Consider the following 13,874-nt stretch of genomic DNA (forward strand, 5'->3'; position numbering starts at 1 on the left):
GATTAAGTTTTACTTCGTTCGTTATAAGCTCTGGCGGATAGTCGGCGCGTCAGCCCTCGATCTTCGAGAAATCGGCAACGCCATGCACCGCGCCGGTAAAGCGCGACAGCAGGCCGAGCCGATAGGCGCGCACCGCTTCATCGGGATCGTTGACCATCACGCCCTCGAAAAACGCATCGATCGGCCCGCGCAGGCTGGCGAGCGCCGCCATGGCGTCGGTAAAGCGTTCGTCGGCGACCGCAGCGGACGCCGCGGGCTCGGCGGCGTCGAGCGCGGCGAGCAGCGCGGCGTCATGCTCCGTCATGTGCTCCGGCGAAAGCCGGAGCCCAGGGCGTGCATCCGCAGACGTCGGTTCTTGTCCACCCTGGGTTCCGGCTTCCGCCGGAACACTGGCTTGCTTCAATATATTCGCCGCGCGCTTGTAGCCCGCAAGCAGATTGGCGCCGTCCTCGGTCGCCATGAACGCCTGCAACGCCTTCACGCGCGCGAGCAGCCGAACAAGATCATCCTCGCCGCCGAGCGCAAACACCGCGTCGATCAGGTCGTGACGGACACCGGCTTCGCGTTGCTGGACTTTGAGGCGGTCGGCCACAAAGTTCATCATTTCACCGGATACGGTGACGGCCCGATCAAACGCCTCTGCCGCCAATGCGTCTATATTCGGCAAAAGGTGCGTCTCTTTATAATCTTCAATTGGCTGACCAGATGAAGCCAATCCAGCAGCAACCAACGCGCCTTCAATCGCATTGGCATGCTGAGCGTGCTCCTTACCGATGCGCCCGGCGACAACCCGCCCAACCGACCATTTCATGGCATCCTGCAATGAGAAACGAAGCCCGTTTGCGAGAACGATAGATGCGATACCAATTACTGACCGCCGCAATGCAAATGGGTCTTTTGAGCCGGTGGGCCGTTCGTCGATCGCAAAAAAGCCACCGAAGCTATCCAACTTGTCCGCCAACGCCAGCGCCACCGTCACTGGCGCCGTCGGGACGTCATCGCCCTGCCCGACCGGCTTGTAATGATCGCGGATCGCGTCGGCGACCGCGTCGGGCAAGCCTTCGGCGCGGGCGTAATAGCCGCCCATCAGGCCCTGCAATTCGGGGAATTCGCCGACCATTTCGGTGACGAGGTCGGCCTTCGCGAGCCGCGCGGCGAGTTCGGCCTGGTCGGCCAATTCCTCGCGAGACACGTCCATGTTCCCCCGCGAAGGCGGGGGTCCAGAGCGTCCATCCGCTGTGGGCCCATCTCCGCTCTGGGTTCCCGCCTGCGCGGGAACACTCGAAGGCATAATGATGCCTTCCTCGACCAACCAGCGAGCCAGCTTCGCGACGCGTTCGACCTTGTCGGCAACCGTGCCGAGCTTTTCGTGGAAGGTGATGTTCGCGAGCTTCTCGGCGTGCTGCGCGAGCGTCTTTTTCTGGTCCTGTTCCCAGAAGAAGCGGGCGTCCGAAAGCCGCGCCGCCAGCACCTTGCGATTGCCCGCGACGATCTCCGCGCCGCCGTCCTTGGCGTCGATATTCGCGGTGCAGACGAAGCCGTTGGCGAGCTTGCCGTCTGTCCCGTTCACGACGAAATATTTCTGGTTCACGCGCGCGGTGAGCTGGATGACCTCGGGCGGCACCTCCAGAAACGCTTCATCGAAGCGGCCGAGCAAGGGCACCGGCCATTCGGTGAGGCCCGCATTCTCGATCACCAGCCCCTCGTCCTCGACAAGGCTCAGCCCGGCGTCGGCCGCGGCTTTGGCTGCACCATCGCGAACGATCGCCTGCCGCTCCTCATGGTCGACGATGACGTGGCAGGCGCGCAGCTTTTCGGCATAATCCGCCGCCGATCCGATGGTGATTTCGCCGGGGCAATGAAAGCGGTGGCCGCGCGTCACGAAGCCGCTGGCGATCCCGCCGATTTCGCACGGCACCAATTCGTCGCCGAAGATCGCGACGATGCCCGACAGCGGGCGCACCCAGCGCAGGCTTTCGCTGCTCGCGCTTTCCTTGCCCCAGCGCATCGACTTGGGCCAGGCGAAGCCGCGGACGATCGCGGGGATCGCCTCGGCGAGCACCTCGGCCGTCGCGCGGCCGGGCTTGTCGATCACGGCGAAGTAAACGCCATCGCGATCTTTCAGTTGATCCTGCGTCAGCCCGGTCTTGCGGAGGAAGCCTTCGAGCGCCTGCGGCGGCGCGCTGCAGCGCGGCCCTTTGATCTCCTCGCTGACCGCAGCGGTCGCTTGCGGAAGCCCCTTTGCGATCAGCGCAAGTCGGCGCGGGGTCGACCAGATGGTCAGATCGCCGACGTCGATGCCCGCCGCTGCCATCTGCGCGCGGAACAGCTTTTCCAGCTCGGCACGCGCGCCCGCCTGCATCCGCGCCGGGATTTCCTCGCTGCGCAGTTCGAGAAGAAAGTCGGCGCCTTTGTCGGCCGCGCCGGAAGCAAGCCGGTCGCTCATAGCACCCACCCCGGATATTTTTCGGTCCAGCGCTCAGACTGGCTGTCGATCCACGCCTTGCAGCTTCCCTTCGCGAGGTCGCGGACGCGCGCCATGTAATTGGCGCGTTCCTGCACGCTGATCACGCCGCGCGCTTGCAAGAGGTTGAACAAATGGCTCGCCTCGATCGCCTGGTCGTACGCAGCAAGCGGCACATTCGCCGCAATCGCGCGCTTGCATTCGTCTTCGGCCGCCTTGAACCCCGCGAACAGCGTATCGGTGTCGGCAACCTCGAAATTCCATTTCGAGAATTGGCGCTCGTTTTCGAGGAAGACATCGCCATAGCTCAAACCCGGCACGTCGCCGACGGGGTCGGAAAACCTGAGGTCGTACACATTGTCGACATTCTGGATATACATGGCGAGGCGTTCGAGCCCATAGGTCAGCTCGCCCGCGACGGGTTTGCAGTCGAAACCGCCCATCTGCTGAAAATAAGTGAACTGGGTGACTTCCATCCCGTCGCACCAGACTTCCCAGCCCAGCCCCCATGCGCCGAGCGTCGGCGATTCCCAGTCATCCTCGACGAACCGGATATCGTGGAGCAGCGGATCGATGCCGATCGCGGCCAGGCTGCCGAGATATTGCTCCTGCAGGTCGGCGGGCGACGGCTTCAGGATCACCTGATATTGATAATAATGCTGAAGGCGGTTCGGGTTCTCGCCATAGCGGCCGTCGGTCGGGCGACGGCTCGGCTGAACATAGGCGACGTTCCACGGCTCCGGACCCAGGCTGCGCAGCGTCGTCGCCGGGTGAAACGTCCCCGCGCCCACCCGCATGTCATAGGGCTGCAGGATCGCACAGCCCCGCGCGCTCCAATAATCGTGAAGCGTCAGGATCATGTCCTGAAAGCTGAGTGGTTTCTTTTCTGCCGTATCGGCCACGAGTCCACATCTTTCGCAGGTGCAACAATCGCCGCCGCCCTTGGCGCAGCGGGCGCGCAGGGTCAAGGCTCGCTGCCAACTGCACACCGACCAAATCACGCCGCGTGTCACGGTCACAAAACTTTTTGTCATGTGTTGTTGACATAGTCAGCGAATCACGACATATAGTCATGCATACCTGACATGAAGACAGGTTGACGTGACCAAGACATCATCCAAGGAGACCCATCATGATCGCTCGTACCGCCATCCTCGCCCTCTCGCTCGCTCTGGCCGGCACGCCGGCACTCGCCGCGACCGCCGATGAAGCGCCCACCGCCACCATCCGCATCGACGACCTCAAGCTCACGAGCGCCAAGGGGCGCGAGCGGCTGGAGGCACGCGTCCACAGCGCTGCCCGCCAGATTTGCGCTACCTCGGCTCGCGGTCTTGCCGCGCGGAATTCGGAAAATGCCTGCATGGCGACTGCCCTCGCCGCCGCAAAGCCGCAGATGGAACGCGCCATTGCCCGCGCCGACGGCGGCACCCAGCTGGCGCTGCTGATGATCAAGCCCGGCCGCTGATCCCCTCCATCGGGCTTCGTCCGCGTCGATGCTCCCCGGTGTCGGCAGGCGACTTGAGCTGGAGCGCGGCCCGACGCGGCGGCGCTCCAGCCTCTTGATCCCGAAAATCCCCGCGGGCGGGCATCGCGTTTCGATCGGCTGACAAAAGGATAGCGATTGTGACTATATGCAGGCCCGAAGGGATCCTATTGGCGAGGCGCCGATGAACAACAAACTGAAAGTCCTGCGCGCAATGCGCAACTGGAGCCAGGCCGAACTGGCCGACCGGCTCGACGTGTCGCGGCAGGCAGTAAATGCAATCGAGACAGGGAAATATGACCCGTCTTTACCGCTCGCTTTCAAGCTGGCCCGACTATTCGAAATGCCGATCGAAGAGATTTTCGACGACGGCTTTGCAGGACAGGAATGATGACGAACATGCCGAAGGAACGCCGCGCCGGTCCCGGTTATCTGTGGCCGGTTGCCATCATCATGGTCGCCGGAGCCGTCGCCGGTGCCTTTGCGGGCTATAGCGATGGCGCGGTCGAGGCTGGCGGCCAACCCTTGCCGACATGGGTCGGCCCGGTGGCGGCGCTCGCCCTCGCGCTGGCCGGCATGGCGCTCTACATCCGCCTGAACCGCGAAGCCTGGGCCGGCTGGTCGCCGCGCAAGCGCCTCTATTGGGTGACGATGGTCGCGTCGATGAGCCTTGGCGCAGGGGTCGCGCTGACCCTCCAGGTTGCGCAGGGGTCGGGCGATCTGGCGAGCAATGCGCCCTTGACCCCCGCAACCGCGATCATCGTCTCGGCGATCTGGGTTGTCGGGATGAGCGTCGCCAGCCTCTTCTATTTCCGCGCGGTCGACGATCATGAACGCCATGCCTATTATCTGGGAAGCGTCGCCGGCTTTCATGCCTTTGTGATCGCCTGCCCCGTGTGGTGGGTCGCCGCCCGCGCGAGCCTTGCGCCGCCGGTCGACGCCATGGCGCTCTTTGTCCTGACGCTCGCCGTCAACCTGATCGTCTATCTCTGGTTCAAATATCGTTGATTATCAGCGAACCTCTTGCCCCTCCCCTTTTTGAAACGAAAGCAGGCCCGATGACCTCCTTCTTCCGCAAACTGGCGCTCAGCTGCGCGATCATTCCCCTCGCCCAATGCGCGGTCGTGCCGGGACACAATAGCGCCGCGGCACAGGAAGCCGCCGCGCCCGCCGCGGCAACGACGACCGCGATCAAACCCGCGCTCTGGGCGGTGAAGGACGACGACACCACCGTCTATCTGTTCGGCACCGTGCATGTGCTGAAGCCCGGATTGAGCTGGTTCGACGGCGCCGTCAAAGACGCGTTCGACAAATCGGACGAACTCAAGCTCGAACTTGTGCTGCCCGAAGACCAGAATGAAGTGGCGAAGGAAACGATGGCGCTGGCATTGGACCAGAGCGGAACGGCGCTTTCTGCGCGGCTCGATCCGGCAGCGCTTGCGGCCTATCAGGCGGCGATGACCAGCCTGGGCCTGCCGCCCGCCAGCTTCGACGGCTTCAAGCCGTGGTTTGCGGGGATCACCCTGTCGGTGCTGCCGCTGACCAAAATGGGCTATAACCCCGAAGAGGGTGCCGAAAAGCAGTTGAGCAATGCGGCAAAGGCGGCCGCCAAGCCGATCTCCGGGTTCGAAACGCTCAGCGAACAGCTCGGCTTTTTCGATGCCCTGCCCATGTCCAGCCAGATCGCCTTCCTCAACGTCATGGTCAAGGATCTCGACAAGCTGGGGCCGCAGCTCGACACGATGGTCGGGCAATGGGGGGCCGGCGATCCGGCTGCGCTCGCCGAAACGATGAACGAGGGGCTTGCCGAAACGCCCGACGTCGCCAAAACCCTGCTATGGGACCGCAACGCGCGCTGGGCCGAACATATCGAGGCGCGCATGGCGCAGCCGGGCACCGTTTTCGTCGCAGTCGGCGCGGGCCATCTGGCGGGAGCAAAGAGCGTGCAGGATTATCTCAAGGAGCGCGGGTTGAAGGTGACGCGCATCCAGTGAGGCATCGGGGCGCCCTTGCCTTTCGGCCCTGGGGTCGCCGCGCCGTGGCGGCCCTGTTGCCGTTGCTGCTGCTTGCCTGCAAACCCGCAGCGCCGATAACCGAAGCGCATCCGGCGATGTGGCTGGTCGAAGACGCCGACACGCGCATCTTCCTGCTCGGTTCGATGCACGCGCTTCCCGCCGGCACGCGCTGGGACGGCGGGAAGGTCGGCGCGGCGATTGCGGCGGCCGACGAATTGGTCCTCGAACTGGCGCCCGATCAGCTTGCAGCAGCGGGCGACGTGTTCCGCGAACTTGCACCGCGCAGCGCGCCACTGGCGATGGAGCGCCGGCTCGATCCGGCAGCGCTTGCCGCCTATCGCAAGATAGAAGGCGCGGGCAGCGGTTTCGGCGGCGATGCGCTCGACGACTGGGCAATCCTGGTGATGATGGGCCAGCGTGTCGCGCAGCAGGCCGATTTGTCGCCCGAAAATGGCGTCGAGGCCCGGCTGACGCAGCGCTTTTCCGACGCCGGAAAGCCGATCGGCGGGCTGGAGACGGCGCGGGGGCAGTTGACGCTGTTCGAAACGCTCGACGCCGCAACGCAGCGCCGCCTGCTGACGCGCGCGCTCGCCAATTCGGCAAGCGGCGTCGCCGACGTGAAGGCGATGAACGCCGCCTGGGCGCGCGGCGACGTCGCCGCACTCGAAAAGGTGGTGAACGAGGATGTCGACGCGGTCCCGGCCGCGCGCGCCGCGATCATCACCGATCGCAACCGGCGCTGGACCAAGTGGGTGGAGCAGCGCATGGCGAAACCCGGCACGGTGCTGATCGCGGTCGGTGCGGGACATCTGGTGGGCGCTGACGGCGTTCCCGCCGCTCTGGAAGCGGCCGGATACCGGGTGGTGCGGGTGCAATAGCCCGGCGGCAAGACGGGATGCGATACCGACATTCCCCTTTTCGCCGATCCGATCCCCCTTTCCCGCATCGCGCTTGCCTTTCCGCCGGTTCCCGGCTATGCGCCCGCGCTTCCGCCATGGTCATCCCTGGAGGCGTGGCGGATATGTGCAACTGTTTCTCGGAGAAATGATATGAGCGATCAGCTGACGCTGACGGCCGAGACGCGCGAACGTGCAGGCAAGGGAGCCTCGCGTGACCTGCGTCGCAATGGCCGCGTCCCCGCCGTCGTCTATGGCGGCAACGAAGAACCCCTGATGATCCACGTCGAAGAAAAGCTGCTGATGAAGCAGCTGATGACGGGTCACTTCATGAACTCGGTCGTGATGATCGAAGTGGGCGGCAAGACCGTCCGCACCCTGCCCAAGGACGTCGCCTTTCATCCCGTCAAGGATCGCCCGATCCACGCGGACTTCCTGCGCATCTCGAAGGACGCCAAGGTCCATGTCGAAGTGCCGGTGGTGTTCGCCAACGAAGAAGCCTCGCCCGGCCTGAAGCGCGGCGGCGTGCTGAACATCGTTCGTCACGAGCTGGAACTCGTCTGCGAAGCGGACAAGATCCCCGACGAAATCAGCATCGACGTCACCGGCTTCGACGTCGGCGATTCGATCCACATCAGCAACGTCGCTCTGCCCAAGGGTGTCGAGAGCGCGATCAGCGATCGCGACTTCACGATTGCGACCATCGTCGCTCCGTCGGCGCTCAAGTCGAGCGACGGCGACACGACGAAGGACGAAGGCGAAGCCGCCGAAGGCGAAGCCTAAAGCTTACCGGATGCGCCCCTCCCCGGCGGGAGGGGCGTTTCCATCGGACCCGGGAAAGGCACCGCAATGCAGCTCTGGGTCGGCCTCGGCAATCCCGGGCCTCAATATGCGATGAACCGGCACAATGTCGGCTTTATGGCGATCGACGTGATCGCCGACACCCATCAATTCGCGCCGCCCGCCAAGAAATTTCAGGGCTGGTTGCAGGACGGCCGCATCGGCCGGACCCGCATTCTGCTGCTCAAGCCCGGCACCTTCATGAACGAAAGCGGCCGCAGCGTGCGCGCCGCGATGGATTTCTACAAGCTTGCGCCGCAGGACGTGACCGCCTTCTACGACGAACTCGACCTTGCGCCGATGAAGGTGAAGGTCAAACAGGGCGGCGGCGCGGCCGGACATAACGGCATCCGCAGCATGATCCAGCATATCGGCGACGATTTCCGCCGCGTCCGCATCGGCATCGGTCATCCGGGGCACAAGGACCGCGTGACGGGCCATGTCCTCGGCAATTACCACAAGACCGAGATCGAACCGCTGACCGACCTGCTTGGCGCGATCGCCGCCGAAGCGAGCTGGCTTGCCGAGGGCGACGACGTGCGGTTCCAGAACGATCTGGCGCTGCGGCTGCAACCATGACGCTGATCCGCGCCGCGACGCCCGCCGATCGCGACGCCGCGGTCGCCCTGTGGCAAAGCTGCGACCTCACCCGGCCCTGGAACGACCCGGACGCCGACTTCGATCGCGCGCTTGGCCACGACGCCGCGACGATCCTGCTCGCCGAAGCGGGAGGCGCGGTTGTCGGTACGATCATGGTCGGCTTCGACGGCCACCGCGGCTGGATCTATTATCTGGGCGTCCAGCCCGACCGGCGCGGCAGCGGGATCGCGCGCGGTCTGCTCGATGCCGGCTGCGACTGGCTGCGGGCGCGGGGCTGTCCGAAGGTGGAATTGATGGTTCGGGATGGAAATCCCGCCGCGGGGCTCTATGAGCGCCTCGACTGGGATTTGCAGCCGGTGCGGGTCTTTGCCCGCCGGCTTGATTAAAAGGGTAGGAAAATGGGTTTCAAATGCGGGATCGTCGGGCTGCCGAACGTCGGCAAGTCGACGCTGTTCAATGCGTTGACCGAGACGCAGGCGGCGCAGGCGGCGAATTATCCCTTCTGCACGATCGAACCGAATATCGGCAATGTCGCGGTACCCGACGCGCGGCTCGACAAGCTTGCGGCGATCGCGGGCAGTCAGAAAATCATCCCGACGCAGCTCGCCTTCGTCGATATCGCCGGCCTTGTGCGCGGCGCGTCGAAGGGCGAAGGGCTCGGCAACCAGTTCCTCGGCAACATCCGCGAAGTCGACGCGATCATCCACGTTCTGCGCTGTTTCGAGGATGACGACATCCAGCATGTCGAAAACAAGGTCGATCCGGTCGCCGACGCCGAGACGGTCGAGACCGAGCTGCTGCTCTCCGACCTCGAAAGCCTGGAAAAGCGCGTTCCCGCTTTCGCGAAAAAGGCCGCGCAGGGCGACAAGGAAGCCAAGGCCGCCGCATCGGTGCTTGGCCAGGCGCTCGATCTGCTGCGCGACGGCAAGCCCGCGCGTCTGACCGATCCGAAGGATGCCGATGAAGAGCGCATCCTCCGGCAGGCGCAGCTGCTGACCAGCAAGCCCGTCCTCTATGTCTGCAATGTCGAAGAAGCGAATGCCGCGACCGGCAATGCGCACAGCGAAGCCGTCTTCGCGCGCGCCAAGGCCGAAGGGGCACAGGCGGTGATCGTCTCGGCAGCGATCGAAAGCGAGCTTGTCGGCATGGACGGCGAAGAACGCATGATGTTCTTGGAAGAAATGGGGCTGCACGAAACCGGCCTCGCGCGCGTGATCCGCGCGGGATATGAGCTGCTCCACCTGCTGACCTTCTTCACCGTCGGCCCGAAGGAAGCGCGCGCCTGGACCGTCCATACCGGCGCGACCGCGCCGGAGGCCGCGGGCGAAATCCACAGCGATTTCCAGAAGGGCTTCATTCGCGCCGAAACCATCGCCTATGACGATTATGTCGCACTGGGCGGTGAAGCCAAGGCGCGCGAAGCCGGCAAGCTGCGCGCCGAAGGCAAGGCCTATGTCGTGCACGACGGCGACGTCATGCACTTCCTGCACAGCTAGGCCGCGCTGCGCCCAGAAACGTCGTCATTGCGCGCGAAGCGAGGCAATCTCCAGCCATCGACCTTGCGCACGGCCGACAGCGGGCGATTGCGTCGTCGCTGCGCTCCGCGCGATGACATCAGGGCTCGAATGCCGCGAGTATCGGGCAAGGGCCCTTGTCGGTCGCGGCGCACTGGTCCGCCAGCCGCGCGAGCGCAGCGCGGGTTTCGCTCATCTGGGCAATCTTGGCGTCGAGCGCGGCGATGCGCTGGCGCGCCAGGCTGCGGACCCGCGCACGATCGTCGCTCTGTTCGAGTTCCAGCAGCTCGGCGATTTCCTCGAGCGTGAAGCCCGACCCTTGCGCCGACCGGATGAATTTCAGCCGGCGGACATCGTCGGCATCATAGCGACGGATGCCGGCGCCCCACCCCTCGCCGCCGCTGCGCGCTGGCGTCGTCATCAACCCGCGGCGCTGATAATAACGGACCGTTTCGACCCCGACGCCGCCTGCTTCGGCCAGTTTTCCGATCGAAAGCTGCATCGCTTGACTCCGTACCATGGTACGGAGGTTATACAGGCGGCATGACACAGACAGCAACCCTCTACCGCATGGTCATGCCACAGCATATCTGTCCCTATGGCCTGAAGGCGAAGCATCTCCTCGAACGAAAGGGCTTCACCGTCGACGATCATTGGCTGGAGACGCGCGCGCAAACCGACGCGTTCAAGGCCGAACATGGCGTCAAGACGACGCCGCAGACCTTTATCGATGGCCGCCGGATCGGCGGCTATGACGATCTGCGCCGCCATTTCGGCCTTGCCGTCCGCGATCCGGGAGCGACGAGCTATACGCCCGTGATCGCATTGTTCGCGATGACCGCGCTGATGGCGCTCGCCGCGAGCTTCGCCGCCTACGGCAGCCCCTTCACCCTGCGCGCCGCCGAATGGTTCATCTCTTTCAGCATGATCGTCCTGGCGCTGCTCAAGCTGCAGGACGTCGAGAGCTTCTCGACGATGTTCCTCAACTATGACCTGCTCGCGCGGCGCTGGGTTCCCTATTCCTATGTCTACCCCTTTGCCGAGGGGCTGGCCGGGGTACTGATGACCGCGCACGCCCTCCCGTGGCTGTCGATCCCGGTCGCGCTGTTCATCGCCGTCATCGGCGCGGTGTCGGTCTTCAAGGCGGTCTATATCGACCGCCGCGATATCAAATGCGCCTGCGTCGGCGGCAGCAGCAAGGTGCCGCTGGGCTTCGTGTCGCTGACCGAAAATCTGATGATGATCGCGATGGCGCTCTGGATGCTGCGCGGAGCCATCGCATGAGCGGCGCGATCGGCCGCCGTTCGCTGTTGGCGGCAGGCGGAGCGGCGGCGCTTGTCCCGTGGCTGCCAGCCTGGGCGCAACCGATCGCGTCGGGGCTGCCGACGGTCGGCGGCGCCGATATCCGCCTGAGCATCGCGCACCGGATGCTGAGCGTCGATGGCAGGACCAGCCATGCGATCGGCATAAACGGGACGATTCCTGGGCCGCTGGTGCGGCTGAAGGAAGGCACCACGGCGCGGCTGCACGTTACCAACGCCCTGCCCGACGAGGATAGCTCGATCCACTGGCACGGGCTGATCCTGCCCTTTCATATGGACGGCGTGCCGGGCATCAGCTTTCCCGGAATCGCGCCGGGCGCGACCTTCACCTATGAATTTCCGGTGCGGCAGTCGGGCACCTATTGGTATCACAGCCATTCGGGGCTGCAGGAACAGATGGGCCACTACGGCCCGATCGTCATCGACCCCGCCGATCCCGATCCCGTCGCCTATGACCGCGAGCATGTTATCGTCCTGTCCGACCACAGCGCGCTGCACCCGCACGCGATCTTCAAAAAGCTCAAGCAGATGGGCGGCTATTTCAACCACAACAAGCAGACGCTTGCGGGGTTGATCGCGGGCCGCGACCAGCCGCTGAACGACCGTGTCGCCTGGGGCGCGATGCGGATGGACCCGACCGACATCAGCGACGTGACCGCGGCGGCCTATACCTATCTCGTCAACGGCCACGGCCCCGCCGACAATTGGACCGGGTTGTTCGCTGCGGGCGAACGCGTCCGGCTGCGGGTCATCAACGCATCGGCGATGACGACCTTCAACATCCGCGTGCCCGATCTTGCGATGACCGTGGTGCAGGCCGACGGCCTGAACGTCCGTCCCGTGAAAGTGGGCGAATTTCAGATCGGGGTCGCCGAAACCTATGACGTGATCGTCGAGCCCGAAGACCGCGCCTACAGCATCATCGCCGAGAACAGCGACCGATCGGGTATGGCGCGCGCAACGCTCGCGCCGCGCCCCGGCATGACCGCGCCGGTTCCGCCGCTGCGCGCCCGCCCGCTCGCGACGATGCGCGATATGGGTATGGGCGATATGGGTATGGATCATGGCGCAATGGGGCATGGGATGACCGCGCCGGGCGAACCGATGCGGCACGGCATGCGTGACATGAAAAGCGCGCCGAGCGTCAAGGACACGCCCGCTGTCCAGTCGATCTCGCCGATGCCGGTCGATCGCACCGGTGAGCCCGGACAGGGGCTGGAGGATGTCGCGGACGCGCTGACCTATCGCGATCTCGTCGCGCTTGATCGCAACCCCGACACCCGCGTCCCGTCGCGCGAGATGCAGATCCATCTGACCGGCAATATGGAACGCTATATGTGGGCGTTCGACGGGGTGAAGATGAACGAGGTCACCGCACCCATTCCCTTCACGCTGGGCGAGCGCGTGCGCGTGACGCTGGTCAACGACACGATGATGACGCACCCCATCCACCTGCACGGTCATTTCTTCGAACTGGTCACGGGCAAGGGCGACCATGCCCCGCGCAAGCATACGGTGAACGTCCAGCCGGGCGGCAAGGTGACCTTCGACCTGACTGCCGATGCGCCGGGCGACTGGGCCTTTCACTGTCACCTCCTCTATCACATGCACGCCGGGATGATGCAGGTCGTGACGGTGCGCGCGGCGGAGGATGCGGCATGATTCCAATGGCACTCCTGTTGCTGGCCGCACAACCCGATGCGATGGCGCACACCGTCTCCGCGCCGGCGCCCGGCTGCACAGCCGAACATGCCGCCATGGGCCATTGCACGATGCCGAAGGCGGAGCCTCCGCCGCCGCCTTGCTCGCCCGAGCATGCCGCGATGGGCCATTGCACAGTCCCTGCACCGCCCCCGTCCCCCGCCTGCCCGCCCGAGCACGCCGCCATGGGGCACTGCACGCCAGACGAACCCGCCGCGCCACCACCCGCGCCGCCCGTCGGCAACGCGCCGCCGCCGCCCGCGCCGCGCGTCGAGGCGGCCGATGCGATCTTCGGCGCCGACGCGATGGCACCCGTCCGCGCCCGGCTCTATGCCGAGCATGGCGGCGGCAGCATTTCCACAATCATGCTCGATCAAGCCGAAGTCCGCGTCGGCTCCGGCGAAACCACCTATAGCTGGGACGGCGAAGCCCGCTTCGGTGGCGACATCGACAAGCTCGTCATCAAAAGCGAGGGCGAAGGCGCCTTCGGCGGCGCGTTCGACCGCGGCGAGGGGCAGCTATTGTGGAGCCGCGCCATCGGCCCCTATTTCGATCTCCAGACCGGGCTGCGTCAGGATGTCGGCCCCGGCCCCTCGCCCACTTACGCCGTTGTCGGCGTCGAAGGACTCGCCCCCTATTGGTTCGACGTCGAAGCGGCGCTGTTCCTGTCGGACAAGGGCGATGTCACCGCCCGCATCGAAGGCAGCTACGACCAGCGCATCACCCAGCGCCTGATCCTGCAGCCGTCGGCGGAACTAAACGTCGCGCTTCAGGACGTGCGCGAACAGGGTATCGGCGCCGGGCTGTCGAGTGCCGAACTGGGCCTCCGCCTACGCTATGAGATCGCCCGCGAATTCGCGCCCTATCTGGGCTATGTCTGGGAAGGCAAGATCGGCCGATCTGCGCAGTTGGCGCGCGCCGTCGGCAACGACCCGTCGCAGTCCAGCGTCGTTGCCGGGGTCCGCTTCTGGTTTTGACCCCGCCGCCAAGATCATTGATGTGACGCATGACTAGTCTATCTGGGGAGCACGATTCGTTT

15 protein-coding genes are annotated in these 13,874 nt (G+C 64.9%); 12 read left to right on the forward strand and 3 right to left on the reverse strand.

The window, feature by feature from the left end; genetic code table 11:
- Positions 1-49: 49 nt before the first annotated feature.
- Together glyS and EBMC1_RS10230 are read right to left on the reverse strand one after the other, a co-directional pair.
- Positions 50-2,446, reverse strand: coding sequence for a glycine--tRNA ligase subunit beta (gene glyS / locus EBMC1_RS10225; protein ID WP_003044637.1), 2,397 nt, complete (start codon positions 2,444-2,446; stop codon positions 50-52).
- The gene (locus tag EBMC1_RS10230) at positions 2,443-3,324 is read right to left on the reverse strand and encodes a glycine--tRNA ligase subunit alpha (protein WP_231292896.1); all 882 of its coding nucleotides are present in this window, start codon (positions 3,322-3,324) and stop codon (positions 2,443-2,445) included. The genes glyS and EBMC1_RS10230 overlap by 4 nt, the downstream gene beginning before the upstream one ends.
- A 272-nt stretch (positions 3,325-3,596) precedes the next feature.
- Between EBMC1_RS10230 and EBMC1_RS10235 the strand changes: the two genes are divergently transcribed.
- The 9 genes from EBMC1_RS10235 to ychF all read left to right on the forward strand — a co-directional run bounded on the left by EBMC1_RS10235 (position 3,597) and on the right by ychF (position 9,794).
- Positions 3,597-3,929: a UrcA family protein gene (locus EBMC1_RS10235; RefSeq protein ID WP_003044642.1), complete on the forward strand. Its 333-nt coding sequence runs from the start codon at positions 3,597-3,599 to the stop codon at positions 3,927-3,929.
- 202 nt (positions 3,930-4,131) lie between these two features.
- The gene (locus tag EBMC1_RS10240; protein WP_003044644.1) at positions 4,132-4,338 is read left to right on the forward strand and encodes a helix-turn-helix transcriptional regulator; all 207 of its coding nucleotides are present in this window, start codon (positions 4,132-4,134) and stop codon (positions 4,336-4,338) included.
- On the forward strand, positions 4,335-4,955 hold the full coding sequence (locus EBMC1_RS10245; protein WP_231292892.1) for a hypothetical protein: 621 nt from the start codon (positions 4,335-4,337) through the stop codon (positions 4,953-4,955). The genes EBMC1_RS10240 and EBMC1_RS10245 overlap by 4 nt, the downstream gene beginning before the upstream one ends.
- A 50-nt stretch (positions 4,956-5,005) precedes the next feature.
- Positions 5,006-5,941 carry a TraB/GumN family protein gene (locus EBMC1_RS10250; protein WP_003044648.1) on the forward strand — a complete coding sequence of 312 codons (936 nt, stop codon included), beginning with the start codon at positions 5,006-5,008 and terminating at the stop codon, positions 5,939-5,941.
- A 44-nt stretch (positions 5,942-5,985) separates the two neighbouring features.
- Positions 5,986-6,840 (forward strand): TraB/GumN family protein, encoded by an 855-nt coding sequence (locus tag EBMC1_RS10255; RefSeq protein WP_003044650.1) that lies wholly within the window; start codon positions 5,986-5,988, stop codon positions 6,838-6,840.
- 171 nt (positions 6,841-7,011) lie between these two features.
- Positions 7,012-7,641: a 50S ribosomal protein L25/general stress protein Ctc gene (locus EBMC1_RS10260; protein WP_003044652.1), complete on the forward strand. Its 630-nt coding sequence runs from the start codon at positions 7,012-7,014 to the stop codon at positions 7,639-7,641.
- A gap of 66 nt (positions 7,642-7,707) precedes the next feature.
- Positions 7,708-8,277, forward strand: a complete 570-nt coding sequence (gene pth / locus EBMC1_RS10265) for an aminoacyl-tRNA hydrolase (protein WP_003044654.1) — start codon at positions 7,708-7,710, stop codon at positions 8,275-8,277.
- Entirely contained in the window at positions 8,274-8,684 is a 411-nt protein-coding gene (locus EBMC1_RS10270; protein WP_003044656.1) for a GNAT family acetyltransferase, read from the forward strand. Before pth ends, EBMC1_RS10270 begins: the two co-directional genes overlap by 4 nt.
- A gap of 12 nt (positions 8,685-8,696) precedes the next feature.
- On the forward strand, positions 8,697-9,794 hold the full coding sequence (gene ychF / locus EBMC1_RS10275) for a redox-regulated ATPase YchF (protein ID WP_003044658.1): 1,098 nt from the start codon (positions 8,697-8,699) through the stop codon (positions 9,792-9,794).
- A gap of 118 nt (positions 9,795-9,912) precedes the next feature.
- Here ychF and EBMC1_RS10280 read toward each other — a convergent pair whose 3' ends face one another.
- Complete coding sequence (locus tag EBMC1_RS10280) at positions 9,913-10,314, reverse strand: MerR family DNA-binding protein (protein ID WP_003044661.1); 402 nt, start codon at positions 10,312-10,314, stop codon at positions 9,913-9,915.
- Positions 10,315-10,355: 41 nt separating this feature from the next.
- Between EBMC1_RS10280 and EBMC1_RS10285 the strand changes: the two genes are divergently transcribed.
- From EBMC1_RS10285 to EBMC1_RS10295, 3 genes are read left to right on the forward strand one after another with little or no spacing between them, the layout of a single operon-like run.
- Positions 10,356-11,096 (forward strand): glutaredoxin family protein, encoded by a 741-nt coding sequence (locus EBMC1_RS10285; RefSeq protein WP_040590042.1) that lies wholly within the window; start codon positions 10,356-10,358, stop codon positions 11,094-11,096.
- Entirely contained in the window at positions 11,093-12,796 is a 1,704-nt protein-coding gene (locus tag EBMC1_RS10290; RefSeq protein ID WP_003044665.1) for a copper resistance system multicopper oxidase, read from the forward strand. The genes EBMC1_RS10285 and EBMC1_RS10290 overlap by 4 nt, the downstream gene beginning before the upstream one ends.
- The gene (locus tag EBMC1_RS10295) at positions 12,793-13,812 is read left to right on the forward strand and encodes a copper resistance protein B (RefSeq protein ID WP_156001129.1); all 1,020 of its coding nucleotides are present in this window, start codon (positions 12,793-12,795) and stop codon (positions 13,810-13,812) included. Before EBMC1_RS10290 ends, EBMC1_RS10295 begins: the two co-directional genes overlap by 4 nt.
- Positions 13,813-13,874: the final 62 nt, after the last annotated feature.

Source organism: Sphingopyxis sp. MC1 (assembly GCF_000371385.1).
GTDB classification, from domain to species: Bacteria; Pseudomonadota; Alphaproteobacteria; order Sphingomonadales; family Sphingomonadaceae; genus Sphingopyxis; species Sphingopyxis terrae.

Bases quoted from the DNA above. Each gene is read 5' to 3' on its own strand.
- glyS (WP_003044637.1), bottom strand. From the start codon at position 2,446: ATGAGCGACCGGCTTGCTTCCGGCGCGGCCGACAAAGGCGCCGACTTT.
- EBMC1_RS10230 (WP_231292896.1), bottom strand. From the start codon at position 3,324: ATGATCCTGACGCTTCACGATTATTGGAGCGCGCGGGGCTGTGCGATC.
- EBMC1_RS10235 (WP_003044642.1), top strand. From the start codon at position 3,597: ATGATCGCTCGTACCGCCATCCTCGCCCTCTCGCTCGCTCTGGCCGGC.
- EBMC1_RS10240 (WP_003044644.1), top strand. From the start codon at position 4,132: ATGAACAACAAACTGAAAGTCCTGCGCGCAATGCGCAACTGGAGCCAG.
- EBMC1_RS10245 (WP_231292892.1), top strand. From the start codon at position 4,335: ATGATGACGAACATGCCGAAGGAACGCCGCGCCGGTCCCGGTTATCTG.
- EBMC1_RS10250 (WP_003044648.1), top strand. From the start codon at position 5,006: ATGACCTCCTTCTTCCGCAAACTGGCGCTCAGCTGCGCGATCATTCCC.
- EBMC1_RS10260 (WP_003044652.1), top strand. From the start codon at position 7,012: ATGAGCGATCAGCTGACGCTGACGGCCGAGACGCGCGAACGTGCAGGC.
- pth (WP_003044654.1), top strand. From the start codon at position 7,708: ATGCAGCTCTGGGTCGGCCTCGGCAATCCCGGGCCTCAATATGCGATG.
- EBMC1_RS10270 (WP_003044656.1), top strand. From the start codon at position 8,274: ATGACGCTGATCCGCGCCGCGACGCCCGCCGATCGCGACGCCGCGGTC.
- ychF (WP_003044658.1), top strand. From the start codon at position 8,697: ATGGGTTTCAAATGCGGGATCGTCGGGCTGCCGAACGTCGGCAAGTCG.
- EBMC1_RS10280 (WP_003044661.1), bottom strand. From the start codon at position 10,314: ATGCAGCTTTCGATCGGAAAACTGGCCGAAGCAGGCGGCGTCGGGGTC.
- EBMC1_RS10285 (WP_040590042.1), top strand. From the start codon at position 10,356: ATGACACAGACAGCAACCCTCTACCGCATGGTCATGCCACAGCATATC.
- EBMC1_RS10290 (WP_003044665.1), top strand. From the start codon at position 11,093: ATGAGCGGCGCGATCGGCCGCCGTTCGCTGTTGGCGGCAGGCGGAGCG.
- EBMC1_RS10295 (WP_156001129.1), top strand. From the start codon at position 12,793: ATGATTCCAATGGCACTCCTGTTGCTGGCCGCACAACCCGATGCGATG.